Annotated in this window: 23 protein-coding genes and 1 pseudogene; 16 read left to right on the forward strand and 8 right to left on the reverse strand. The window is 62.0% G+C overall.

The window, feature by feature from the left end; translation table 11 throughout:
• Positions 1–6: 6 nt before the first annotated feature.
• The gene (locus ABIE53_RS21970; protein ID WP_192699598.1) at positions 7–1,950 is read right to left on the reverse strand and encodes a putative bifunctional diguanylate cyclase/phosphodiesterase; all 1,944 of its coding nucleotides are present in this window, start codon (positions 1,948–1,950) and stop codon (positions 7–9) included.
• A gap of 343 nt (positions 1,951–2,293) precedes the next feature.
• Here ABIE53_RS21970 and ABIE53_RS21975 point away from each other — a divergent pair, with 343 nt between their 5' ends.
• The 6 genes and pseudogenes from ABIE53_RS21975 (at position 2,294) to ABIE53_RS22000 (ending at position 8,322) form a co-directional block, all read left to right on the forward strand.
• A complete protein-coding gene (locus tag ABIE53_RS21975; RefSeq protein WP_192699597.1) occupies positions 2,294–3,388 on the forward strand; it encodes an ABC transporter ATP-binding protein in 1,095 nt (364 codons plus the stop codon).
• On the forward strand, positions 3,375–4,499 hold the full coding sequence (locus ABIE53_RS21980) for an ABC transporter ATP-binding protein (protein WP_192699596.1): 1,125 nt from the start codon (positions 3,375–3,377) through the stop codon (positions 4,497–4,499). Before ABIE53_RS21975 ends, ABIE53_RS21980 begins: the two co-directional genes overlap by 14 nt.
• Positions 4,496–5,392 carry a carbohydrate ABC transporter permease gene (locus ABIE53_RS21985; protein ID WP_029967086.1) on the forward strand — a complete coding sequence of 299 codons (897 nt, stop codon included), beginning with the start codon at positions 4,496–4,498 and terminating at the stop codon, positions 5,390–5,392. The genes ABIE53_RS21980 and ABIE53_RS21985 overlap by 4 nt, the downstream gene beginning before the upstream one ends.
• Positions 5,382–6,194 (forward strand): carbohydrate ABC transporter permease, encoded by an 813-nt coding sequence (locus tag ABIE53_RS21990; RefSeq protein ID WP_006047284.1) that lies wholly within the window; start codon positions 5,382–5,384, stop codon positions 6,192–6,194. Before ABIE53_RS21985 ends, ABIE53_RS21990 begins: the two co-directional genes overlap by 11 nt.
• The gene (locus ABIE53_RS21995; protein ID WP_006047285.1) at positions 6,194–6,475 is read left to right on the forward strand and encodes a DUF2160 domain-containing protein; all 282 of its coding nucleotides are present in this window, start codon (positions 6,194–6,196) and stop codon (positions 6,473–6,475) included. The genes ABIE53_RS21990 and ABIE53_RS21995 overlap by 1 nt, the downstream gene beginning before the upstream one ends.
• A gap of 106 nt (positions 6,476–6,581) precedes the next feature.
• Positions 6,582–8,322 (forward strand): annotated as a pseudogene (locus ABIE53_RS22000) (ABC transporter substrate-binding protein).
• Between the two features lie 105 nt (positions 8,323–8,427).
• Here ABIE53_RS22000 and ABIE53_RS22005 read toward each other — a convergent pair.
• From ABIE53_RS22005 to ABIE53_RS22015, 3 genes are read right to left on the reverse strand one after another with little or no spacing between them, the layout of a single operon-like run.
• Positions 8,428–8,937, reverse strand: coding sequence for a DUF1697 domain-containing protein (locus tag ABIE53_RS22005; RefSeq protein ID WP_114157796.1), 510 nt, complete (start codon positions 8,935–8,937; stop codon positions 8,428–8,430).
• 40 nt (positions 8,938–8,977) lie between these two features.
• Positions 8,978–9,805: a DUF2182 domain-containing protein gene (locus ABIE53_RS22010; protein ID WP_192699595.1), complete on the reverse strand. Its 828-nt coding sequence runs from the start codon at positions 9,803–9,805 to the stop codon at positions 8,978–8,980.
• 8 nt (positions 9,806–9,813) lie between these two features.
• Positions 9,814–10,581 carry a DUF899 domain-containing protein gene (locus ABIE53_RS22015; RefSeq protein WP_192699594.1) on the reverse strand — a complete coding sequence of 256 codons (768 nt, stop codon included), beginning with the start codon at positions 10,579–10,581 and terminating at the stop codon, positions 9,814–9,816.
• 123 nt (positions 10,582–10,704) lie between these two features.
• Between ABIE53_RS22015 and ABIE53_RS22020 the strand changes: the two genes are divergently transcribed.
• Both ABIE53_RS22020 and ABIE53_RS22025 read left to right on the forward strand, forming a co-directional pair.
• Complete coding sequence (locus ABIE53_RS22020; protein WP_192699593.1) at positions 10,705–11,931, forward strand: helix-turn-helix domain-containing protein; 1,227 nt, start codon at positions 10,705–10,707, stop codon at positions 11,929–11,931.
• 9 nt (positions 11,932–11,940) lie between these two features.
• Positions 11,941–12,594 (forward strand): Vgb family protein, encoded by a 654-nt coding sequence (locus ABIE53_RS22025; RefSeq protein WP_192699592.1) that lies wholly within the window; start codon positions 11,941–11,943, stop codon positions 12,592–12,594.
• A gap of 41 nt (positions 12,595–12,635) precedes the next feature.
• Here the strand turns inward: ABIE53_RS22025 and ABIE53_RS22030 are convergent, their stop codons facing one another.
• Positions 12,636–14,006 carry an MFS transporter gene (locus ABIE53_RS22030; protein WP_192699591.1) on the reverse strand — a complete coding sequence of 457 codons (1,371 nt, stop codon included), beginning with the start codon at positions 14,004–14,006 and terminating at the stop codon, positions 12,636–12,638.
• A 591-nt stretch (positions 14,007–14,597) separates the two neighbouring features.
• On the opposite strand from ABIE53_RS22030, the gene ABIE53_RS22035 reads away from it, so the two are divergent.
• From ABIE53_RS22035 to ABIE53_RS22045, 3 genes are all read left to right on the forward strand, one after another.
• Positions 14,598–14,945, forward strand: a complete 348-nt coding sequence (locus ABIE53_RS22035; protein WP_192699590.1) for a hypothetical protein — start codon at positions 14,598–14,600, stop codon at positions 14,943–14,945.
• 104 nt (positions 14,946–15,049) lie between these two features.
• On the forward strand, positions 15,050–15,970 hold the full coding sequence (locus ABIE53_RS22040; RefSeq protein WP_107707033.1) for a hypothetical protein: 921 nt from the start codon (positions 15,050–15,052) through the stop codon (positions 15,968–15,970).
• A gap of 54 nt (positions 15,971–16,024) precedes the next feature.
• Positions 16,025–16,636: a hypothetical protein gene (locus ABIE53_RS22045; protein WP_192699589.1), complete on the forward strand. Its 612-nt coding sequence runs from the start codon at positions 16,025–16,027 to the stop codon at positions 16,634–16,636.
• A 64-nt stretch (positions 16,637–16,700) separates the two neighbouring features.
• Here the strand turns inward: ABIE53_RS22045 and catA are convergent, their stop codons facing one another.
• The 3 genes from catA to ABIE53_RS22060 form a co-directional block, all read right to left on the reverse strand.
• Positions 16,701–17,636, reverse strand: a complete 936-nt coding sequence (gene catA, locus ABIE53_RS22050; protein WP_192699588.1) for a catechol 1,2-dioxygenase — start codon at positions 17,634–17,636, stop codon at positions 16,701–16,703.
• Positions 17,637–17,706: 70 nt separating this feature from the next.
• Positions 17,707–17,997: a muconolactone Delta-isomerase gene (catC, locus tag ABIE53_RS22055; RefSeq protein ID WP_006047295.1), complete on the reverse strand. Its 291-nt coding sequence runs from the start codon at positions 17,995–17,997 to the stop codon at positions 17,707–17,709.
• Positions 17,998–18,022: 25 nt separating this feature from the next.
• Positions 18,023–19,159 (reverse strand): muconate/chloromuconate family cycloisomerase, encoded by a 1,137-nt coding sequence (locus ABIE53_RS22060; RefSeq protein ID WP_192699587.1) that lies wholly within the window; start codon positions 19,157–19,159, stop codon positions 18,023–18,025.
• Between the two features lie 290 nt (positions 19,160–19,449).
• Between ABIE53_RS22060 and ABIE53_RS22065 the strand changes: the two genes are divergently transcribed.
• From ABIE53_RS22065 to ABIE53_RS22085, 5 genes are read left to right on the forward strand one after another with little or no spacing between them, the layout of a single operon-like run.
• Positions 19,450–20,808 carry an MFS transporter gene (locus tag ABIE53_RS22065; protein WP_258196072.1) on the forward strand — a complete coding sequence of 453 codons (1,359 nt, stop codon included), beginning with the start codon at positions 19,450–19,452 and terminating at the stop codon, positions 20,806–20,808.
• A gap of 32 nt (positions 20,809–20,840) precedes the next feature.
• Complete coding sequence (locus ABIE53_RS22070; RefSeq protein WP_192699586.1) at positions 20,841–22,055, forward strand: acyl-CoA dehydrogenase family protein; 1,215 nt, start codon at positions 20,841–20,843, stop codon at positions 22,053–22,055.
• 21 nt (positions 22,056–22,076) lie between these two features.
• Positions 22,077–22,580, forward strand: coding sequence for a 4-hydroxyphenylacetate 3-monooxygenase, reductase component (hpaC, locus tag ABIE53_RS22075; RefSeq protein ID WP_192699585.1), 504 nt, complete (start codon positions 22,077–22,079; stop codon positions 22,578–22,580).
• A gap of 2 nt (positions 22,581–22,582) precedes the next feature.
• Entirely contained in the window at positions 22,583–23,272 is a 690-nt protein-coding gene (locus ABIE53_RS22080; RefSeq protein ID WP_192699903.1) for an ethyl tert-butyl ether degradation protein EthD, read from the forward strand.
• A 48-nt stretch (positions 23,273–23,320) separates the two neighbouring features.
• The gene (locus ABIE53_RS22085; RefSeq protein ID WP_029967122.1) at positions 23,321–24,241 is read left to right on the forward strand and encodes a LysR family transcriptional regulator; all 921 of its coding nucleotides are present in this window, start codon (positions 23,321–23,323) and stop codon (positions 24,239–24,241) included.
• The last annotated feature ends 52 nt before the right edge of the window (positions 24,242–24,293 follow it).

Below are 24,293 nucleotides of genomic sequence, written 5' to 3' on the forward strand. Positions count from 1 at the left end.
CGTGGCTCAGGACTGGTTCACGGAGCGCACGGACTGCACGGGCAGCTTGTCGTCGATACGCGCGATCTCGCAGCCTTGCACCGGCCTGCCGAGCAGGAAGCCTTGCGCATGCGTGCAGCCGGAGCGCCGCACGAAATCGAGCTGCTCCTGCGTTTCGATGCCTTCGGCCGTGGTCGGCATGCCAATCTCGCGCGCCAATGCGACGATCCCTCGCACCACTGCCGCGGATTCGCGCCGATGCACGGACTCCTTCACGAACGAGCTGTCGATTTTGAGCTTGTCGAACGTGAAGCGCACGAGTGTCGACATGGTCGAGAAGCCGGTGCCGAAATCGTCGAGCGCAAGACCGATGCCCAATGCACGCAGCCGCGAGATGTTGCGCCGGGTCACCACGTCGTCGTTCAGAAGCACTGTCTCCGTCACTTCGATGTTCAGGCGCTCGGGCGGAAGCCGCGTCTTGCGAAGCACGCCCGCCACGATCGACGCAAATGCCTCCTCACGCAATTGCACCGGCGACACGTTGACCGCGACCGGCACCTTGTCCCGCCACATGACCGCTTCCTTGCACGACTGCAGCAAAGCCCACTCGCCGAGCGCGAGTATCAGCCCGGTACGTTCCGCTGTCGGAATGAAAGCGGACGGCGAGAGCTCGCCGCGCGTGGGATGCGTCCAGCGAATCAGCGCTTCGCGGCCCGTCACCTCGCCGCTTGCGAGGTCCAGGATCGGCTGATACTCCATGCGCAGTCCGATGAACGTGCGCAACGCGCCTTCCAGGTCGCTGCGCAACAGGCTCAGGCTTTCGTCGGAGACATGTTCGTGTGCATCGAAAATCAGATAAGCGCTCTTGCCGCTGCGCTTGACCGCGTATAGCGCGCGGTCGGCGCAAATCAGCAATTGCGGACCCGTGCACGCGTGCTCGGGGTACAGCGCCACGCCCACGCTCGCGCCGATGTGCACGAGCGCTTCCGTCAGTACGAAGGGGCGCGCCAGCGTCTTGACGATGCTGTCCGCGATGAGCCGCACCTCGCGGGACGGCTCTGGCGCTTCCGAGATCACCACGAACTCGTCGCCGGCGAGGCGTCCGACGATGTCGGTGGCCGGCATCACTTCACGCAGGCGAACCGCGGCTTCCTGAAGAATCTGGTCGCCCGCGGCATGGCCGAGACTGTCGTTGATCGCCTTGAAGCCGTCGAGGTCGATCAATAGAACAGCGAACAATCCGTCGCGCTGCGCCGCGCTGACCGCCGTGCGCTCGAACAGCAATTCGTTGATGCGCGCACGATTCGGCAAGCCGGTGAGGCTGTCGTGATGCGCGAGCCGCTGACTGCTTTCGCGCGCGAGCAGCAGCGCAACCGTATCGCGATTACTGCGCAGCGCAACCGTGAGAAAACCGGCGGCGCAAAACGGCGCCTGAAACAGAAGCACGAGTTTTCCGGAGCCCGGCGACAGCGCCGCGCCGACGCCCAGCAAACCGATGATGAAGACGATCTGCAGCATCACGAGCCGCGGCGTGGCCGCATTGCGTCCCGCGAGTCCGCCGACAACGCCGACCGCGCAGACATTGCCAAGCAGGAAAAGCGTTGCGTCTCCGCTGATGTTGCACAGCAAAGCGCCCAGGCCGAACAACGCGCTCCACAGAACGCTCGCAAACAGAAAGGCCGCGGTAGGTGTGGGCAAACCCAGCGCGCTGCGGCGGCGGCACGACCAGATGAGCGCGAGCCGCACGATCAGCAGCGCGACAACGGCGCCCGTCCACGTCGCATACAGCAAGCTCGGGTGCAGATAGTAAGCGGTCGCGCAGACGCTGATTTCGCAAATGGATGCGAAGACGATGGACGCGGTGCGTGTGAAAAGATTGGCGAGAAGTATCTGGCGGTTCTCCGCGCTCAGATTCTGAGCCGAAGACACGAGCCACCTGAAAAATGGAGACCTTGGTTCGCTAAAAGCCATGACCCGCGCATTTTTAGTGGTTAGTGGTTCGAAACCGGCAGCGTGCGTATCGATTATCACGTAAACGTTCGGCAAAAGGTTAATTCCGCCAAATAGTGGCGCGAATCCGCTTTCCCACTTGCTGGGTATATGCTCGACAGAAAACGGCTTGGTAGGCCCTTTACGGAGACCCGTATCGACGAGGCTCTCTATTTCCGCCTTTCGTAAGGTTAACCCCGATTTAAACGCAAACCAACAAAAGGGAAATTCTGTCTGCTGCGTGTAATAAAAGTGCAACCCAATCGATGCCATCGTCAAGCTGCGGTTTGACGGTCGCATCGCGCGCGCCTGAAAGGAGAACAATTTGGTCCTGGAACTGGAGCAAGTCAGTGTCGTTTCTGGCGGGCAACCGTATCTGTACGGCGTGGATTTGCGTCTTGTCCCAGGCGCTATCAATGTGCTGCTCGGTCCGACCCAGGCGGGAAAGACCACGCTGATGCGCGTGATGGCGGGACTGGACAGGCCGAACGCGGGCCGCGTGCTGGTGGACGGCCAGGACGTGACAGGCGTCAGCGTGCGCCAGCGCAATCTGGCGATGGTCTATCAGCAGTTCATCAATTATCCGGCGATGACCGTGTTCCAGAACATCGCGTCGCCGCTCCAGTTGCAGAAGACCGATTCGGCGGAAATTCGCCGGCGCGTGCTCGAGGTCGCGGGGAAACTGCATATCGAGCATCTGCTCGAGCGGCGGCCGAGCGAACTGTCGGGTGGTCAACAGCAGCGCTGCGCACTCGCGCGTGCGCTCGTGAAGCGCACGTCGCTCGTGCTGCTCGACGAACCTCTCGTGAATCTCGACTACAAGCTGCGCGAGGAATTGCGCATGGAGTTGACCACGCTTTTCGCGGACGGCAAGACGACCGTGGTCTATGCCACCACCGAGCCGCTCGAAGCGCTGCTGCTCGGCGGCTATACCGCGATCATCGACAAAGGTCGCGTGCTGCAATTCGGTCCGACGCTCGACGTCTACAACGCGCCCGTCAACGTCGATGCAGCAGCCGTCTTCAACGATCCGCCGATGAACATGCTGACGAGCGAACTTAACGGCAACGGCAGCGCGCGTCTGCCGATCGGCGTCGACGTGCCGCTTCGACAGGGCACCGCTGCGAACGGCGCATGCCGCATCGGCATACGGCCAGGGCACTTGCGTCTTCACGCGAAAGCGCCGCATGCAGTCGCCGTTCCCTGCCGGCTCGAACTGGCCGAGTTGAGCGGCTCGGAAACCTATCTGCATTTGCGCACGCTCACGGGCGGCATCGACCTCGTCGCGCAGTTGCAGGGCGTGCATCAGATCGAGCTCGGCACCGAACTCAACGTTTTCATCGACCCTGACGAACTGTTCGTGTTCGGCGCGGATACGAAACTGGTATCGAGCCCGGAGGCCGCTCATGGCGCGCATTGAGTTCCAGAATCTCGCGCACGCGTATCGTCCGAACCCCGCGACACTCGACGACTACGCGCTGCAGCCCATGAGCATGGTGTGGGAAGACGGCGGCGCTTATGCGCTGCTCGGGCCGTCGGGCTGCGGCAAGACCACGCTGCTCAATATCGTGTCGGGCCTCGTCAAACCGTCCGAGGGCAAGGTGCTGTTCGACGGACGCGACGTGACCGCGCTCGGCGCACGCGAGCGCAACATCGCGCAGGTGTTCCAGTTCCCGGTGATCTACGACACGATGACCGTGTTCGACAACCTCGCGTTTCCGCTGCGCAATCGCAGGATGCCGGCCGCCGAAGTAAAAAAGCGCGTGCACGAAGTCGCGGAAATTCTCGACATGACGCGCGATCTGCCGCACAAGGCCAGCAATCTCGCGGCCGACGCAAAGCAGAAAATATCGCTTGGACGCGGCCTCGTTCGCCAGGACGTCGCGGCGATTCTGTTCGACGAACCGCTGACCGTGATCGATCCGGCGATGAAATGGATGCTGCGCCGGCAGTTGAAAAAGATCCATCAGCAACTGAAGCTCACGCTGATCTACGTCACGCACGATCAGGTCGAGGCGCTCACTTTCGCCGATGAAGTCGTCGTCATGACCAACGGCCGCGTCGTACAGAAAGGCGGCGCCGATGCGCTCTTTCTGCGGCCGGATCATGCGTTTGTCGGCTACTTCATCGGCAGTCCGGGTATGAATCTTTGCCCGATCGAACTCGACACCGAGGGCGCGCGAATCGGCTCACAGCGTCTCACGCTCGGCGCCGCCACGCTCGCGGCGCTGGGCGACGCGCATCAGCAGGCAAAGAGCCCGCTTACATTGGGCATTCGCCCCGAGTTCGTGCGGCTCGCCCACGACGGCGAAGCCGGCGCCGTCAAAGTCGAGGTGCTGCGCGCGCAGCAACTCGGCAACTATCAACTCGTGACCGCGCAATGCGACGGCCATCTCTTCAACGCGAAACTCGAGCCGCATGTGCGCGTGGTGAACGGGCCCGCCTGGCTGCGCGTGGCCGCGCCAGAAACGGTGTTCTTCTGCAATGACGAAAGAATCGATGCACGTAACGCAGAAGGAGCCGCGCAATGAACAAGCCCGTCAATCAGAAAGCGTGGCTGCTCGTAATACCCGTGTTCATCTGCGTGGCCTTTTCCGCGATCTTGCCGCTGATGACGGTCGTCAACTATTCGGTGCAGGACATCATTAGTCCGACGCAGCATGTGTTCGTCGGCACCGAATGGTTTCGCAACATCATGACCGATCCCGATTTGCGCGACGCGCTCGGCAGACAGATCATCTTTTCCGCTTGCGTGTTGCTGTTCGAGATTCCGTTGGGCGTGGGCCTCGCGCTTTCGATGCCCGCTTCCGGATGGCGCGCATCGGCGGCGCTCGTCGTGCTCGCCATGCCGTTGCTGATTCCATGGAACGTGGTCGGCACAATCTGGCAGATTTTCGGGCGCCCGGATATTGGCCTGCTCGGTTACTGGCTCAATAGCCTCGGCTTCGATTACAACTACACGGCAAGCCCCACGGCCGCATGGATCACCGTGCTGGTGATGGACATCTGGCACTGGACGCCGCTCGTCGCGCTGCTCTGCTACGCGGGCTTGCGCGCCATTCCCGATGCGTTCTATCAGGCCGCCGAAATTGACGGCGCGAGCCGCTTCGCGGTTTTCCGCTACATCGAACTGCCGAAAATGCGCGGCGTGCTGATGATCGCCGTGCTGCTGCGGTTCATGGACAGCTTCATGATCTACACCGAACCGTTCGTGCTGACGGGCGGCGGCCCCGGCGACTCGACAACTTTTCTCAGCCAGTACCTGACGCAAAAAGCGGTCGGCCAGTTCGACCTCGGCCCCGCCGCGGCTTTCTCGCTGATCTATTTCCTCATCATTCTGCTGCTGTGCTTCATTCTCTATAACTGGATGAGCCGCGTAGGCAAAGGCGGCCCCGCTGCGGAAGGAGACGAACATGCAGGATAAGCGCCGCTGGATGCGCACGTTGGTGCTCGTCGTCTATATGCTGTTCGCACTGATTCCGCTTTACTGGATGTTGTCGATCTCGCTGCGCACGAACGAAGAAACCATGTCGACGTTCGCCACGCTGCCGCAGCACATCACGTTCGACAACTACAAGATCATCTTCACCGATCCCTCCTGGTACTGGGGCTACATTAATTCGATCATCTACGTGCTGATGAATACGGTGATGTCCGTGCTCGTCGCGCTGCCCGCCGCTTACGCGTTCTCGCGTTACCGCTTTCTCGGCGACAAGCACATGTTCTTCTGGCTGCTCACCAACCGGATGACGCCGCCCGCCGTGTTTTTACTACCGTTTTTCCAGCTCTATTCGAGTGTCGGTCTAACCGACACCTACATCGCCGTCGCGCTCGCGCACATGCTGTTCAACGTGCCGCTCGCCGTGTGGATTCTCGAAGGCTTCATGTCGGGCGTGTCGCGGGAAATCGACGAGACCGCGTACATCGACGGCTATACGTTCCCTGCTTTCTTCGTGAAGATCTTTCTGCCGCTGATCAAATCGGGCGTCGGCGTTACGGCGTTTTTCTGCTTCATGTTCAGTTGGGTCGAACTGCTGCTCGCGCGCACGCTGACGTCCGTCAACGCGAAGCCGATTGCGGCCGTGATGACGCGCACCGTATCGGCGGCCGGCATGGATTGGGGCGTGCTGTCGGCGGCGGGCGTGCTGACCATCGTGCCTGGCGCGCTGGTGATCTACTTCGTGCGCAACTACATCGCGAAGGGCTTTGCGATGGGGAGAGTCTGATGTTCACGTGGATGTACTGGACGCCCGAGGTGGCGATCTTCTTCGTCTGCATCGTCGTGATGCTGGCCGGCATGACCGTGTGGGAACTGCGCTCGCCGACGCATGAACGCAAGGGCTTTCTGCCTATCGCGACCACGCGCGGCGATCGCCTTTTTATCGGCCTGCTCGCGGCCGCGTATGTGAATCTCGCGTGGATCGGCATTAGCGCCGAAGGCTCGACTTCGTGGCCGGGCTCGCTGGCTTCGCTACTGGTTCTGCTCGCGATCATGTGGAAAGGTTGAATAGAAACGAAACGCACGCAATGAGCACTCGCAATTGCCGGTTCCGCTGATGCCCCAAGCGGGCGCCGGAAAGATCGAAGGGGCACGAAGGACACAGGAGAAGACCATGCAACAGAGGAGACGGATCGTCGCGCTCGCAGTGGCAAGCATCGTGTCGGGTGCCTTTGGGAACCAGGCTATGGCGGGCATACCTGAAGCGCAGAAGTGGGTCGATAGCGAGTTTCAACCTAGCACGCTCTCGAAACAGCAGCAGATGGACGAAATGAAATGGTTCGTCGACACCGCGAACAAACTGAAGTCGCAAGGCGTCAAGGAAATTCACGTCGTGTCGGAAACGATCGACACGCATATCTACGAATCCAAAACGCTCGCGAAGGCCTTCACTGAAATCACCGGCATTCAGGTGAAGCACGACATCATTCAGGAAGGCGATGTCGTCGAAAAATTGCAGACGTCGATGCAATCCGGGCAAAGCATTTACGATGGGTGGATCTCGGACTCCGATCTGATCGGCACGCACTATCGCTATGGCGTCATCATCCCGCTGTCCGATTACATGGAGGGTGAAGGCAAGCAATACACGAATCCTGGGCTCGATATCAAAGACTTTATCGGCACCAGCTTTACGACCGCGCCGGACAAGAAGCTCTATCAACTGCCCGATCAGCAGTTCGCCAATCTTTACTGGTTCCGCGCGGACTGGTTCGCCCGCAAGGACCTGCAGGACAAGTTCAAGGCGAAGTACGGCTATGAGCTGGGCGTGCCGGTGAACTGGTCCGCGTATGAAGACATCGCCGAGTTCTTTACGAATGACGTGAAGAACATCGACGGCGAAAAAGTCTACGGCCATATGGACTACGGCAAGAAAGACCCGTCGCTCGGATGGCGCTTTACCGACGCATGGCTTTCAATGGCGGGCGAAGCCGATAAGGGCATTCCGAACGGCATGCCCGTCGACGAATGGGGCATTCGCGTGACGCCGGACGGTTGCCATCCGGTTGGCGCATCGGTGTCGCGCGGCGGCGGCACCAACAGCCCGGCGGCCGTCTATGCGACGACCAAATACATCGACTGGCTCAAGAAATACGCGCCGCCCGAAGCGTCCGGCATGACCTTCAGCGAGGCCGGCCCCGTGCCCCGCGCAAGGGAAGATCGCGCAGCAGGTGTTCTGGTACACCGCGTTCACCGCGTCGATGTTGAAACCCGGCAACGTGACGAACCCGGACGGCACGCCGAAGTGGCGCATGGCGCCGTCGCCGCACGGCGCGTACTGGAAGGACGGCATGCAGAACGGCTATCAGGACGTCGGCTCGTGGACCTTCTTCAAGTCGACGCCGGCCAATCAGCGCGCCGCCGCATGGCTGTATGCGCAGTTCGTGACGTCGAAGAGCGTGTCGCTGAAGAAGTCGATTGTCGGTCTCACGTTCATTCGCGACTCCGATATTCATAGCGACTACTTCACGAAGAACGCGGACAAGTACGGCGGTCTGATCGAGTTCTATCGTAGCCCGGCACGCGTCGCGTGGACGCCGACCGGCAACAATGTGCCGGACTATCCGAAGATGGCGCAGCTCTGGTGGAAGAACGTGGGCACCGCAGTCGCTGGAGAAAAGACGCCACAGGCCGCAATGGATAACCTCGCCAAGGAGATGGACCAGGTGTTGTCGCGCTTGCAGAGAGCCGGCATGAAGGCATGCGCGCCGGAGATGAATGCGGCAAGCGATCCGTCGAAGTGGTTGTCCGATCAGCACGCGCCGTGGAAGAAGCTCGCCAACGAAAAGCCGAAGGGCGAGACGGTCAAGTACGATCAGTTGCTGTCGGCGTGGAAGGCGGGCAAGGTGCGGTAAGCGGCTAACGTTGCGATCGGCAATCCGCAGTCAGTTTGTGAAAGGGCGGCACGATTGATTGTGCCGCCCTTTCCTTTCTTATTAGCGCCGATTGAAGACTTTAAGCTACTCGTTCGCCATCTCGACTAGCTTTGCAACCGTGTTCATGTTGCGCGCGGTTCCCGTTTTGGCTGCGGGAATTTTGAGCTTCGTGTCGGCCATTCCGTTGTTGTAGTGCACGTAAATCTCGCGCGTGCCGAGCGCCATTTCTTCGTCGCGCTGGCCGCTTGCGTGAGCGAGTGCATCGGCGGGCGGCGGTGCGTCGAGAAAGATCGCGACCGTACGATTCGCTGGGGCCGACTTGAACGGATTCGCCGCGAGTATTTGCGCAAGTTCCGCGCTCGTGCGCACCGCGACGCCGACCGGCTTGCCCGCATACGCTTCGAGACAACGCTCGAGCCGGCTCTTCACCGACGCTTCGGCAAGCTTGCTGTCGAACACGACATTGCCGCTCGCAATATACGTGCGGACATTCGTGAAGCCAACGGACTCGCACATGCTTCGCAATTCAGCCATTGGCAGTTTGCCGGTGCCGCCGACATTCACGGCGCGCAGCAGAGCGATATATCGGGTCATCAGTTCGTTTCTGTTTTATTGAGCGTTGCAACGAATGCTTTTACATGAGCGAAGCGGCTCGCGCGATCATCAGCAAACCCATGCCGACGATTGAATACCCAATACCTCGCGCGACAAGCGGACCACGCGGCGCGAGACGCTCGAGCGTGATCGCCACAGTAAGCGCGGCCATCGCAAGAAGATCCATCACGCCGATCGCGACGAGCACCGCGGTGAAGCTCGCGCAGCAATAGCAGCAATGAAGCCCGAGACGCAGGCCGTATCGTAACGCGGCATCGGAACGCAGCGGCAATGCAGCGTGGCCGCATTCCTGTGGCTGTTGGCAGCAGTCGAGATAATGCGCCTTCCATGCGGAGGATTGCAACGCGCCTGCGAGCAGCACCATTACACCGGCTATAACGGGCACAGCATGCGAAAGCGCCGGCACTCGCATTTGAAGTGCGGCGAAGGCCGCGCCGAGCGCGAACACCACCGCGCCCAATGCAGCCCATACGGCGAAATAGCCGATGCCTGCGAGCCAGGTCAACCATGTGAGCATCGCTGCCCGCGCGTGCGTCACACTACAGAGCGCTTCGCGATAACGCCACAACACAGGCGCGACGGAAGGCAGCATCATCGCGGTCATCATCGCGATCCACATGCCGACGAACGATGCCGCGACGCGCAGCCACGTCTTTCCGCACATGGGCATCCACATCATCGACAAGCTCCAGCCGCCGCGCATCGGCAACTCGCCCATCGCCGACATCGACAGGCAAGCCGCGATGGTCGCGCCCGCACTGATCGCGAACAGCAAGCCGCAGACGCTGTAGAAAACAGCGCGCGCAGAGCATCGCGCGCCGCTTTCGCCGACGCTAACGAGGTCCATCACGCGCCTCAGCGCTTCTCGTATTCGTCGTGACGGCGCCACCAGATGCCCGTCTCGTTGCGCCCTTTCGGCGCGCGGTCGAGCCATTGGTACATGCCCCACAGTCCGTCGAGTCCGCGCGCATAAGTCGAGTACGTGTGGTACACGTGGCCGTCTTCGAGCACGAACGCGCTGAGTCCTGGCCGGTCGCGCGCATACGTCGACGGGTCGGTTCCGCAAGTCTCCGCGAACTGAGCGACGGGTTCGGGCGCCGGCACGGCGTCCATTGCGTGACGCCCGCGCTGATAGTTATATTCGACGGTGCCCTCGCGCTGCTGCTGCTCGGTGAACGAGATATTGAAGTCGAAGTTGAAGTCGCTGCCTGCCGACGACGCCCACGGAAACGTCCAGCCCATGCGCCGTTTATATTCCTGAAGCTTCGCAAGCGGGGCGCGCGAAATCGCCATCAGCCTCACGTCGTGATTCGCGAGATGAACCTCGAAGCCGTCGAAGCCGTCCGCAATCGACGAGCACGACGGGCAGCCCGCCTTGTAGTCCGGCCCGAACATGAAGTGATAAACGAGAAGCTGCGAGCGCCCCGCAAAAAGATCGGCAAGCGTTGCACTGCCCTGCTCGCTTTCGAATCGATACGTCTTGTCGACGCGAACCCAGGGCAATTCCTGGCGTTGCCGAGCGATCTCGTCGCTGCGCCGCGTCAATTCTTTTTCCGCGTTGAGCAGATCGAGGCGCGCGGCCAGCCATTCTTCGCGTGTCCCGGTCTTATGTGTCGTGGTCATGACTCTCTCCGTTCGGTTTCCGTAGTCGTTCGATCGCTTTCGATACGACGTACTGGTTAGCGGTCGTGCTAGATTAGTACCGGGATTCCTGAGCGTGGGAGTGACAAGTGTGGCGCGATTTCAATGAAGACCGATCCGCTCATTCAAGCCGCGGCGCAGGCACTCGCGGCCGGTGATCCGCTCGGCGCATTGAAGCGCGTCGCCTTGCGCGACGACGCGCCGGCGCTCGCCCTTCGCGGCATCGCCCTGGCGCAACTCGGCGATCTGATTCGGGCGAAGGCGCTGGTGCGAAGTGCCGCGCGCGCGTTCGGCGCCCGGCAAGCCGTCGCGCGTGCGCGATGCGTGGTGGCGGAAGCGGAGATCGCCCTCGCCTCGCGCGATCTTGCATGGCCAGCCAAAGCGCTCCGCGACGCGCGCGCGATTCTCGAAGCCCACGGCGACCGCGCCAATGCCGCGCATGCAGCGTATCTGGAGGTGCGGCGGCTCGTGCTGATCGGTCATATCGACGACGCCGAACGCCTGCTTGGCGCGCTCGATCCCACACCTTTGCCGCCTGCGTTGCGGGCCGCGCATGAGCTGGTCGTCGCAGGCGTCGCGCTGCGGCGCTTGCAAACTGCCGCGGCTCGCGTCGCATTCGCACGCGCGAAACAGGCCGCCTATGAAGCGCGTATTCCCGCGCTGATCGCCGAAGTGGAAAGCGCTTCGCATACGCTGAAGCTGCCCGCCGCGCGTCTGATCGCAAGCGGCGAAGAGCGGCTTTTACTGCTCGACGAAGTGGAAGCGTTGCTCGCGTCAGAGGCGCTCGTGGTCGACGCATGCCGTCACGTCGTGCAGAAGACCGGCGCGATCGTCTCGTTGACGCGGCGGCCCGTGCTGTTCGATCTCGCGTATCAACTCGCCGAAGCGTGGCCCGCCGATGTCCCGCGCGACATGTTGATCGCGCGCGCCTTCAGGACGAGCCACGCCGACGACTCGCATCGCGCGCGCCTGCGTGTAGAAATGGGCCGCTTGCGCACGATGCTCGGCGCGCTCGCCGAAGTGAGTGCAACGCGGCGCGGCTTTGCGTTGATGCCGCGTCACGGGCATCGCGTTGTGCTGCTCGCGCGTCCCGTCGAAGAAACTCACGCGGCCATGCTCGCACTGCTCGCCGATGGCGAGTCGTGGTCGAGTTCCGCGCTTGCGCTCGCACTCGGCGCAAGCCAGCGCACCGTTCAGCGCACGCTCGATTCGCTCGCGGCCGCAGGCAAGGCGCAGTCTTTTGGCCGCGGACGCGCGCGCCGCTGGATGGCGCCGCCCGCATCCGGATTCGCGACAACGTTGTTACTCTCCGCGCCGCTCGCGCTCAATTAGGATGACAGCATGAATCGATCAAACGCCACCATCATCCGTGAATACGGTCCCTTTCCGGACGTCGAGCAAGTCGGCGGCGTCACATATGACGGCCAGCATGTCTGGATCGCGGCCGGCAAGACGCTGAACGCATTCGATCCCGCGAGCGGTGACACGCTGCGCAGCATAGAGATCGCCGCCGACGCGGGCACGGCCTTCGACGGCCAGCATCTGTACCAGATCGCCGAAGGCCGCATCCACAAGATCGACCCGGCGAGCGGCCGCGTACTCTCGTCGATCCCCGTGCCTGGCGGCAACGGCGCTTCGGGACTTGCGTGGGCGGAAGGTTCGCTGTGGGTCGGCGAATATCGCGAGCGCAAGATTCACCAGGTCGATCCCGAGACCGGCGCGGTGCTGTCCACCATTCAATCGAATCGCTTCGTGACGGGTGTCACGTGGGTCGACGGCGAGCTGTGGCACGGCACCTGGGAAGACGACGCGAGCGAGCTGCGTCACATCGATCCGGGTACCGGCGAAGTTCTGGAAAGCCTCGAGATGCCGGCGGGCGTCGGCGTGTCCGGTCTCGAGTCGGACGGCGGCGAGCAATTCTTTTGCGGCGGCGGCAATAGCGCAACAGTGCGCGCCGTGCGCCGCCCCGAACGCGAGACTGGCGAAGTCAGATAGCAGCAGTTGCGGCGCGCGGCATGCTGCGCCGCACCGCGCGTTCACGCATGCCGATGACCATGATCGCCGCTGTTCATCGACTGCGGCTCGTCGTATTCCTGCGAGATGTCCTTGTTCGTGTAGTCGCCCAGACGCGATGCAGCAATGAGGCTCAGCAGCCCGCAAACGAACACATAGATGGCAATGGCGTAGCCCGAGTGATAGTAAGCGAACAGCGCCGTCGCGATCAGCGGCGCGGGACCGCCCGCGATCACCGACGCCAGTTGATAGCCGAGCGACGCGCCGCTATAGCGCAGCCGCCCCGTGAACGACTCGGCGATCAATGCGGCTTGCGGCCCGTACATCATCGAGTGCGGTACGAGCGAAAGCACGATGGCCACGAAAATCCACGTCGGATCGCGCGTGTCGACCATGGCGAAATAAACAAAGCCGAACAGGCCCGCCGCGGCCGCGCCGATCATGTACATGCGACGCCGCCCGATCAGATCGGACACATGGCCGAACAGCGGAATAGTGCCGAATTCGAGCACGGAAGCCACGAGCACCGCCGTCAACAGCAGATCGCGAGACGCGCCGAGTGTCGTTACGCCATACGTGAAAACGAATGCCGTGAAGATGTAGAACGGCGCCTGTTCCGCCATGCGCGCAATCGCCGAAAGAAGAATGTCTTTTGGCTGACGGCGAATGACTTCGAGCATCGGCGTCTTTTCGATTTTGCGCTCCGCGAGGAGCTTCGCGAAGATCGGCGTCTCGAGAATGTTCAGTCGAATGTAGAGGCCGATTGCGACCAGAACAATGCTCAGGAAGAACGGCACGCGCCAGCCCCAGGTCAGGAACGCGTCGCCGGAAACGGCGCTCATTGCCAATACCGCGAGGTTCGCGATAAACAGCCCGGCCGGCACACCGAACTGCGGCCACGACGCGACGAAGCCGCGGTGCGCGTTGGTGCGCGCCCATTCCATCGACATCAGCACCGACCCGCCCCACTCGCCGCCCACACCCACGCCCTGAATGAAGCGCAGCACCGTGAGTATCACCGCGCCCCAGATTCCGATGGACGCATACGTCGGAACAAACGCGACGGCGAAAGTCGCCAGCCCCATCAGCAGCAGCGTGACGATAAGCGTGGCTTTGCGGCCGATACGATCGCCGTAATGCCCGAAAATGGCCGCGCCCACCGGCCTCGCGATAAAGCCGACCGCGTAGATGAGAAACGCCTGGAGTGTGCCGACGAGCGGGTCCGATTGCGGAAAGTACAGCTTCGCAAATACCAGACCCGTTACCGTGCTGTAGAGAAAGAAGTCATACCATTCGATCGTCGTGCCGATCGTGCTGGCGATAACGGCGCGGCGCAGTTGGCGCCGTGCGTCCTCGTCGGAGAGGGGCACCGCCCCTGGTTGCGTGGCAGTCATTTCGCACCCCCGATTGAATGCGCGACATTGCTGTATTGACATGTCGCGCGGGGGGAGGTTCCGGCTTGCCATCGCATCGCCCGATTGTTGGCCTCACGCCGCTGATATTGAGCGCTTGCCCACAAAGCGCGCGACGTTACCCAGTCGCATGACCACATGTGTTAGTTCGCCCACGGTTGAACCTGTCCCTCTTGCCTAAAGTCCACTCAGAAGCACGACATCAAAAGAACAGAAACACATCAAGCATCAATCATTAGATGCGTCGGGGAGACAGTCATGAACACCAATACAAACCGCATGCGGGCGGCCGACACGGCCGCGCCGACATGCGCGAACGCTGACCTGTGTGTGCCGATTAAACATGGCGCCACACGGCACTGTCTTCTTCCCCGACAGCACCACTTCTTCGCAGCGAACTCTTCCGCGACTTGTGCACTTGCATCGCGCGACGGCCACGGGTTGCCTCCATGACGTTCGCCCGCTGCCCGCACGCCTGAGACAGGCGTCAATCCAAAAATTTTCTTGCAGTACCTGCTACATATCCGCGCCGATGTAGCGGGATAACCACGCGCGTCCTATGGGAGATCAATTATGAAACGCAACCTTATTGCAACAGCAGTCCTCTCGTTCATTTCCGTCGCCGCTTTCGCTACCGGTACAAGCTCCACTTCGAGCTCGACGTCGGGCGGCTCGACCACCGCCGCGGTGATCGGCTTCGGCCACTTCACCGCCACCGATGCCGGCGCCGCCAACGGTCACGCGTCCGCCACGGCCGGTTCGGGCTATGGCGTCACGGGTAACACGACGAATGCAACGACGAGCCACATCAACACGTCGCAAGCAGGCGGCTTTGGCTTCGGCGGATCGACAGCCGGCGGCCTCTCGGGCGCCGACGCAGCGGCCAATGCATGGAGCAAGCTCGGCAGCGGCTGGCACTAAGCAACTCATTCGAGGCGGTGCATGGGCCGAGTGCGGCCCAATGGGCACCGCCTCATTTGCACGCCGCCTCGTTTGTAGTGAAGAAGGGTTTGGGGAGAACAAAAGTGAACAAAACTATCTTGCATCTGGCATGCGCCATTGCGCTTTGCGCCGCGCACGCCGCTAACGCCGATACGACCGCCGATTCGTCGTCGGGCTCCGTATCGGGTTCCAGTTCGATCGGCATCGGCCAGGGCGGCGGCTCGAGCCTGAACAACATCGGCACATCGTCGAACTCATCCGCCACGACGAACTCGACGTCGACTTCGGTAGGCGGCATTGGGCGAGCCACCGCTTCGGGCGGCTCGTCCAACGTGAATGTATCGGTCACGATGCCGACGATGACCGCGTCGACGGGAGGCTTGTCGGGCAGCGGCACAGGCGCCGACACGACCAGCAAAGCTTCGGCAGGTCCGGGAACGAACGCGTACGACACGCGAGCGACGGTCGACTACAACCAGAGTTCGTACTCCGTGCGCACGACGCCGAGCATCGCCGCGCCCGCACTGACGACGACGCTCTCGGACACCTGCATGGGATCGACCAGCTTCGGCATCTCGGTGACGGGCTTCGGTCTGACGGGCGGTACGACCCAAGTCGATCAGGCTTGCGTCCGGCGACTCGACGCACGCGAATTCCGCGCGATGGGCCTCACCGACGTCGCGCTTGCATTGCTGTGTCAGAGCGACGCGAACCGCAAGGCTGTCGAATCGACGGGCCATCTCTGCCCCGGCACGACCGCGCCTCTTGCACGCACGCCCGACGCGGCGCAATACTCAGAGGACGAAAAGTATCGCGATCCGATTGTTCGCGCCCGGCTCGGTCTGCCTGTGGCTGCAACGAACGAACGCACGGCGCCGGTGAAGGCCCAACCTGCAGCGGAAACGCGCAAGGCGCCATCGCTCAACGTTGGACACGACGAACTCTCTGATGGAAAGCCGGCATCGCCCGCGAGCGACAACTTCAAGGTTTCGCTAATCAAATAGGGCTTTCTTTGCGCATGGCAAAGTGGACCGAAGAGAGAACAGTCGAGGCACTGTATGAAGAGCCATTTGGTATTCGCGATGCTGACGCTCGCCGCGGTGACTGGTGCGAATGCGCTGGCCGCGGCGCCACCGGCGAGCGTGTGGGCTGGCGAGCCGGGCGGAGTGTCGGCAACGTCCAGCGTGTCGGCTCCTGCATTGCTGCAATGGAGCGGCGCCATTCCCTTAAGTACTGCAGGCGGCGAAAAATGCCTGCTCGTTGCTCGTCGGCAATCGCATATCGTGGCGATCGAATTGTCGCCGCTGGTCGTCGGACCTGGCGTAATCGGCTGGGCACCGAATGGAATCGGCACGAGTACCGCGAAGTCAGAGCAGGCTAATGCCGCTACTGCACGGGACGGCAATCCGCCGCGCTTCAGCAATCCGGCGACTGCTGCGATCACGGCATCGAATCATGCGATGCCGCGACAAAGCGTGACGCCCGAAACTTTTTCGAAGTCCGGCTCGTGGCGCAATAGCAGCGTCGAAGCCGACCGGAAATCCGCGGCTGCTAAAGAGTCGGTGGAAGTAGTGACCGTCAAAGGCAAAACATACAGAACCTATGGTCACTTCAAGACTGCGCCGAAAGAAGTTCCGACTGCAGTCTCCGAGGAAAAGGTCTGTCAATAACGGGCTGTCGCCGTGGCGGCTAGTTCAGTTCTTGTTGTCGTTGCGCGATGTCTTGCGCGGCGAGTCACGCCGCCGCCGATGCACGCAGCCGATTGACCAACTGGTTGTCCTTGCCTTCTACGCGCGGCGTCAAGCGCACATCGAACACGATTTCCTTGTACGCGTCAGTCTTGAGACCCAACGCCTCGCCGCCGGTCTTCTCGACCACATGGGGAATAAGTTCTTCGCGAGTCGCATAGGCGAAGTCGTCCCACATCAGCGGATCGCCTTCGATATTGATCTGCGTAGTGAGCTTGCGGTGTTGATTGCTCGTGACGAAGAAGTGCACATGCGCCGGACGATTGCCGTGCCGGCCGAGCGCATCCAATAGTTGCTGCGTTGCGCCATGCGGCGGGCAGCCATAACCGACCGGCATCAAGGTGCGGAACTCATAGGTTCCATCCGTACCGGTCTTTACCGCACCGCGCAAATTGAAGTCGCTCTGCGTCCCGGTCGGATCGAAGTGCGAATAGAAGCCCTTCGAATTCGCGTGCCAGCACTCGACCACCGCACCCGCGACAGGTTCGCCATCGGGCCCAGTGACAGTGCCGCGAATGACTAGCGGGCCCGCTTCGTTGTCTGGATCGAGGTCGATTTTCGACACGCTGTCGCGCACAGGCGCACCGGCCACATACAGCGGACCTTCGATGGTACGGGGCGTGCCGCCGTCGAGTCTGGCCTGCCTGTCGGCACCATCCATGCGGATGTCCAGGTACTTTTCGAGGCCAAGGCCGGCAGCTAGCAAGGCCGCTTCGCCGTCTCGTCCCAGCTTGTTGAAGTAGTTCACGCCAGTCCAGATTTCATCCGGCGTCATGTCGAGATCGTCAATAGCCTTGAACAGGTCGCTTAGCAGGCGATGCGTGATCTGTCTCGCGCGCTTATCGCCGCTATCGCTATTGAGATTCGCGGCTGCCGTCAGTAGGTCTTGGACTTCCTGTGTTGCAAATACTTTGACACTCATGATTCTGTCTCCATGTTGTATTGGGAAAGCGGCGTGGGCGCGCGTCAGTACATCGCGCGCTTTGTCGGCCTCACGCGTCGCCGGTACGAACGGAAGAAGGATGACGGCACAACGGCGTGACGGAAATCTTCATATACGGATACAACGGCAAGGCCATCAGAATGTCGTGAAGCTCAGCGTTGCCTTCCACGTCGAACACGCTGTAGTTGGCGTACTCGCCTGCAATGCGCCAGATATGGCGCCACTTGCCACTACGCTGCAATTCCTGCGAATAACTCTTCTCGCGTGCTTTCAGTTCATTTGCCTTATCGGCCGGCATGTCGGGCGGAATGCTGACATCCATGCGTACGTGGTAGAGCATTGTCGTGTCTCACTCTTTCAGGGAATTACTGTGTGATCTTCTCGGAGCCGTCGCGGGTAAAGCGCTTTATCCTGTCTTTGTCCAGTTCGATGCCGAGGCCGGGACCATCCGGCACGGTCAATTCGAAATCGCTGTAATCGAGCGGCTTTACGAGAATTTCCTCGGTAATCAGCAACGGACCGAAGAGCTCGGTTCCCCATTGCAGATTCGGAATGCTCGCAAACAGATGCGCCGATGCAATCGTGCCGACCGCGCCTTCGAGCATCGTGCCGCCATAAAGCTCTATACCGGCGGCGTCCGCGATAGCAGCGACACGCTGTGCCGCGAAGAGTCCGCCGCTCTGTTCTATCTTGATCGCGAATACATCGGCGCCCTCGTTCTTCGCAATGTCGAAAGCGCTCTGCGGACCCTGGAGTACTTCGTCGGCCATCAATGCAACAGGGAAGCGACGCATTAGCCGCTTGAGCGCTGCCGCGGAATTCACCGGTTGCTCGACCAGTTCGCATCCCGCATCGGCGAGTGCAGGAATAGCCCACGCCGCCTGTGTCTCGCTCCACGCCATATTGACGTCGACGCGCACTGCGCCGCGATCCCCCACTGCTTTCTTGATGCGCGCTACGTGTTCGATATCCACCTTGGGATCTCTTGCGCCGATCTTTAACTTGAAGGTCTTGTGCCGGCGCAATTCGAGCATCTTCTCCGCTTCCGCGATGTCCTTTTCGGTGCTTCCCGAAGCGAGCGTCCATGCAACCGGCAGACGATCGCGGCAACGCCCGCCGAGCAGTTCGCTGACCGGCACGCCAAGACGCCGTCCATGCGCATCGAGCAACGCTGTTTCGACGGCGCTCCTGGCGAAGTGATTCACTTTGACGAGCTTACTCAAATGCGCCATTAAAGCCTGAACACGCGAGGCGTCTTTGCCGATCATCGCGGGGCCCAGGTATGCGTCGATTGCGAGCTTCATCGACTCCGGGCTTTCAGGTCCATACGCCATGCCGGCAATCGTCGTCCCTTCGCCAGTACCGACGCTGCCATCGCTGCAATAGATCGTCACGAGCATCAGCGTCTGGCCGTGCATGGTGCCGACTGACAGCTTGTGCGGCCGGATCGTCGGCAAGTCGACGAGGCGCGTTTCGATACGTTCGATTGTCGGTTGAGTCATGGCCAATGAAGTGAACTGATAGCTGCGTCACAAGGTAAGGTCGCCCGCAACGCCGGTCAAATAAATCAATATCGCGCGCCGCATCCATATCGCTGATTTGCCGATTAATGCCGAGGGTTTTCACGGACAGCTCATGCACCGAATTCATATCGCGCATTTTTGGCTCGAATTTGACCGGTGTCATGGCGGCTTATATCGTTCGACGCATGCCGTTTCCGTGTCGATTGAAAGCGCCGCGCCGTCTTCGAGCAATTTGAAGCGGGTTAAAAACCTTCGTTATCCGAATGACTATGAACCCTGACGCCGTGAATCCCGATCTGAGCGCGCCGACGCTCGCCGCGAGGCCCGCGCCCCGCGGCGTGAGCAACGTGCAGCGCGCCGTCACGACTGCCGTGCTTGGGCAGATCCTCGAGTGGTACGACTTTTTCCTTTACGGCACCGCTGCGGCGCTCGTCTTCGGCAAGCTGTTCTTTCCTGTCGGCACCGATCCGTTGACCGGCACCATCGCTGCATTTGGCGGCTTTACCGTGGGCTTCATCGCACGGCCGATAGGCGGCGTACTGTGCGGCCATATCGGCGACCGCTACGGCCGCAAGGTCGTGATGATGCTCACGCTTCTCACGATGGGCTCGGCCACGATGCTCATGGGACTGTTGCCCACATATCACCAGATCGGTATCGCAGCGCCGGTGCTGCTCGTGCTGTTGCGCATCTTGCAGGGGCTCGCGGCGGGCGGCGAATGGAGCGGCAGCATTCTGCTCATCCACGAAAACGCGCCGCAATCGAGGCGCGGCGCGCTCGCCGCGTGGAGCCCATGCGGCGCCGCGCTTGGTTTTGTGCTGTCGACCGCTGCGTTCCTGCTGGTCCAGAATCTTCCGTCCGGCGACTTCCAGAGCTGGGGCTGGCGCATACCGTTCGTCGCGAGCGCGGCACTCGTCGCACTCGGCTTGTGGATGCGCCGCTCGGTCGGCGAAAGCGCCGCCTTCGCGGAAGTCAAGGCGACGCGCCACGCAAGCCGGATGCCGGTGATCGAAGTCCTCAAGCAATGTCCGCGTGAAGTGCTCACCGTGTTCGGCCTGCGTTTCGGCGAAGGCGGCGCGTCGTACATCTTCTTCGCGTTCTCTATTGCATACGGGCAGTTCCTCGGCATCAAGTCGAGCTGGATTCTGGGCGGTCTCACCATCTCCATGCTGCTGATGATTCCGGTCTCGCTGCTGTCCGGCCACATCACCGACAAGGTCGGGCGCAAGCCGGTCTACCTCGTGGGCGCCATCGCGATGGTGCTGGTCGCATGGCCTTACTTCTCGCTGTTGGGCTCGGGCGAATACTGGAAGGTCATCGCCGCACTGCTGCTGGCGAACAGCCTCACGCTGGGCATTCTGGAAGGCGCACAGCCTGCCTTCATCAGCGAAATGCTGCCGGTGCATCTGCGCTTCTCGGGACTTGGCATCGGCCGCGAGTTGTCGTCGGTACTCGGCGGCGGTCTCTCGCCGATGATCGCGACCGCGATGCTGGCTCACTATCGCAGCGCCGTGCCGGTTGCGATCTATCTCGGCGGCCTGGGCCTCGTCACCGTGATTGCGACGCTGCTCGCGCGCGAGACCTTTCCCAAAGCGATGCGCAGCGCCGCGCATCAGCGATCCGAATGACGCATCACTTCATTGACCAAGAGGTACTTCGCATGCAAGCCCTTCATAGCGGATCGATTAGCCGATCGATTAGCGAATCGATTATCGACTCGCAGAACGACTACCCCGAATACGCCGCGCCCCTTTCGCTCGACGCGCTGATCGACGAGGTCGAGCGCCGCCGCGATGAATTCGATGCACTCTCGCATGTGCCGCGCGATATGGTCGCCAAGATGAAACGCGCAGGCATTTTTCGCGCGAGTACGCCGAAGCGTTTCGGCGGCGACGCACTGCCGCCGCCGCGCTTTCTCGAGGTGCTCGAGCGCATCGCCATTGCCGATGGGTCCACCGCATGGGTCGCCGCGTTCGGCTCGGCCAACACCTATCTCGCGTCATTGCCCGTTGAAACGCAGGCCGAAATTTATGCGTCCGGACCCGATCAGGTCTTTGCCGGCGGGCTGTATCCGCTGCAAAAAGCCGAGCGCCTGGAAGGCGGTTACCGCGTGTCCGGGCAATGGCGCTTCGCGAGCGGCTGCAAGGGCGCGGACTGGATCGGCGTCGGCATCGGCGGCGCTCCCGCCGGCGCAGACGATAAAAACGCGGGTAAGCCGTTCACCGCGGTCTTTCCCGCGAGCGAAGTCGAAATCGTCGAGAACTGGAACGTGGTCGGCATGCAGGGCACCGGCAGTCACGACTTGCGCCTGAAGGACAAGTACGTCGACGAGCGATGGACCTTCGTTCGTGGCGGCGTCGCGCTGATCGACGAACCGTTGTATCGCTACCCTGCCGTCAGCTATCAGGCGCAGGTGCATGCCGCCGTCAACGTCGGCCTCGCGCGCGCGGCGCTCGACCTGCTGGCAGGCATGTCGGGCGTGACGAAGACCACCACGGGCGCGCCGCGTCTTGCGGACCGCGCCTACTATCGCTCCGGCCTCGCGCAAGCGGAAGCGCAGTGGCGCAGCGCCCGCGCGTTTTTCTTCGACACCGCGGAAGCATCGTGGCGCACCGTGCTCGCAGGCGACCCCGTGCTGCCCGCGGAAGCGAACCTGCTACGCCTGTCCGCGACGCACGCGGCGCATACGTGTGCCGACATCGTGATGCAGGCGTACAAGATGGCGGGCGTTGGCGCGATCTACCGGGAGAGCCGCATGCAACGGCTCGTGCGCGATTCGATCGTCGTGACGCAGCACGCGTTCCTCGGCGAAGGAACCTACGACGCATCGGGAGCCGTCTTCGTCGGCATTCCGCCTGTGACGCCGTATCCCTGAGCCGTGAGAGGAGCGATGGCCATGACGCACGACGAACAACGCACGCAGTTCCGCAACGCGATGGCGAGCCTCGCGGCGGCGGTCAACGTGATCACCACCGACGGTCCGCACGGCAGATGCGGCATCACGGCGAGCGCCGTGTGTTCGGTGACGGACTCCCCGCCGACCATGCTGATCTGCATCAATCAGTCGAGCTATGTGCACGACGTGCTGCACGGCAACGGCCGCGTAGGCATCAACGTGCTGGGCGCGCAAGGCCAGGAGCCGGCGCGCGTGTTCGCGGGCATGACCGGTTGCTCGATGCAAGCGCGCTTCGATCAATGCGCGTGGCACGCGGGCCGCCTTGCGGTCCCTGTGCTCGACGATGCAATCGCCACGCTGGAAGGCACGATCATCGACAGCAAAACGATAGGCTCGCACTCCGTGATCTTCGTGCGGATCGAGCATATCGATCTGTGCGGCGAAGGCAACGGCCTCGTCTACTTCGGCAGACGATTCCACCTGCTCACAGGCGAGGCGGCATGACGATGCAAGTTTGCCTTTTCGTGATCGGCGCGCCGCGCATGCAGCCGCTGCTTGACGGCGCCGCGCTGCAACAGGCGGCGGAAGGCATCGAAGGTCTGAGCAGGCTCATCGTTCACGAACCGCTGGAGCAGCACGTCGACCCGCGCATCGCGGCCTCGAGCGATGCGCCGTCGACCGTACTTCAGTGGTACTTCGACGATCTTGCGCCGCTCGAAGCCGCCTGCGCGGAAGACGGCGCGATTCATCGCGCGTTGCAGGCTGCGGCGAGTCACGCGTTGAGCCGGCAATCGTTCGCGCAGCAGGTGATGGCGGTGCGCACGCATAAAGCCTCTGCGCGATCCAAACCGCAACGCTGCACCTATCTGGTCGCCTACGAAGGCATCGCCGACAACTTCAACGCGTGGCTTTCGCATTACCTGGAGCATCACCCGCCATTGATGCTGCAACTGCCGGCGCTGCGTGAGCTGGAAATCTACACGCGCATCGACAGCAGAAGCGGCTTGCCCTTTGCCCAAGCCAATGCGATGCAGCGCAACAAGGTCGTATTCGACGATGCCTCCGCACTCGCGATCGCGCTTGCCTCTCCGGTCCGCGACGCGATGCGCCGCGACTTCCACGCGCTGCCGCCTTTCACGGGCGCGACGCCGCATTTTGCAATGCGCAGCAACTACGGTAATCTCGGGACACACTGACCGGCGTCGCGAGATGCGCGTTGCCCCCTTTGTCCGCGAGCGAAGCGCATGACCAAGCCGCATGTCGGCATCGCCGATCTGAACCTGCTGCGCGTTTTCCTTGCGATCTGGGATCTGCGCAGCCTCACTGCCGCCGGTGATCGCCTGGGTTTGACGCAGCCGGCCGTGAGCCACGCGCTGCGTCGTCTGCGAAATCTTTTCGAAGACCCGCTGTTTCTGCGCACGCCCGGCGGCATGGTGCCCACCGATGCCGCCTACCGCCTTTATCCGCCGCTCGCCCAGGCGTTCGCGATCATCAACGACGCGGTGCAGCAGCTCGCGAAGTTCGACCCCGCCACGGCGCAGCGCGTGTTTCGCGTGTCGATGTCCGACATGTCGGAGTTTTATTTTCTGCCGCCGCTCGTTTCGATGCTGGATCGCGAGGCGCGCGGCATTCGCATCGAAGTGGCGAATATCCCTGTTCAATCGGTGAGCGCCGCGATGCGCGCCGGCGAGATCGACCTGGCGCTCGGCTATGTGCCCGGACTCGACGCAGGCTGCGTGAGCCAGACGCTGTTCGTCGACGAACATGTGTGCGTGGTGCGCGCGGGTCATCCACTGCGTAAGACGAAGCCGACACGCGAAGACCTCGCCGCGCTGCGCTACGTCTATGCGACCACCAACGCGACCGGGCACCGCATGGTCGAGCAGTGGCTCGACGAACTCGACGTCAAGCGCGAGGTCGTCGTGCGGCTGCCGCATTTCGTCGTCGCGCCGGAGATTGTGATGAACACCGACCTCGCCGTGATCTTTCCGAAGAGCATCGCGCGCCGGTTCAATCGCGGCAAGGCGTTCCGCGTGCTGCCGTTGCCGTTCTCCTTGCCGCCGATCGAAATCAAGGTGCATTCGCATACGCAGTCCGCGTCCGACCCCGGCATTGCCTGGCTGCGGGACGCGCTGTTCGCGATGTTCCATCAGCCGCAAGCCTGACGCGCGGGCCCGCCCGGACTATTTGCCGCGCTGATATTCCCCGCCCTTTTCG

It is taken from the genome of Paraburkholderia sp. OAS925, from assembly GCF_040543975.1.
Taxonomy (GTDB): Bacteria; Pseudomonadota; Gammaproteobacteria; order Burkholderiales; family Burkholderiaceae; genus Paraburkholderia; species Paraburkholderia graminis.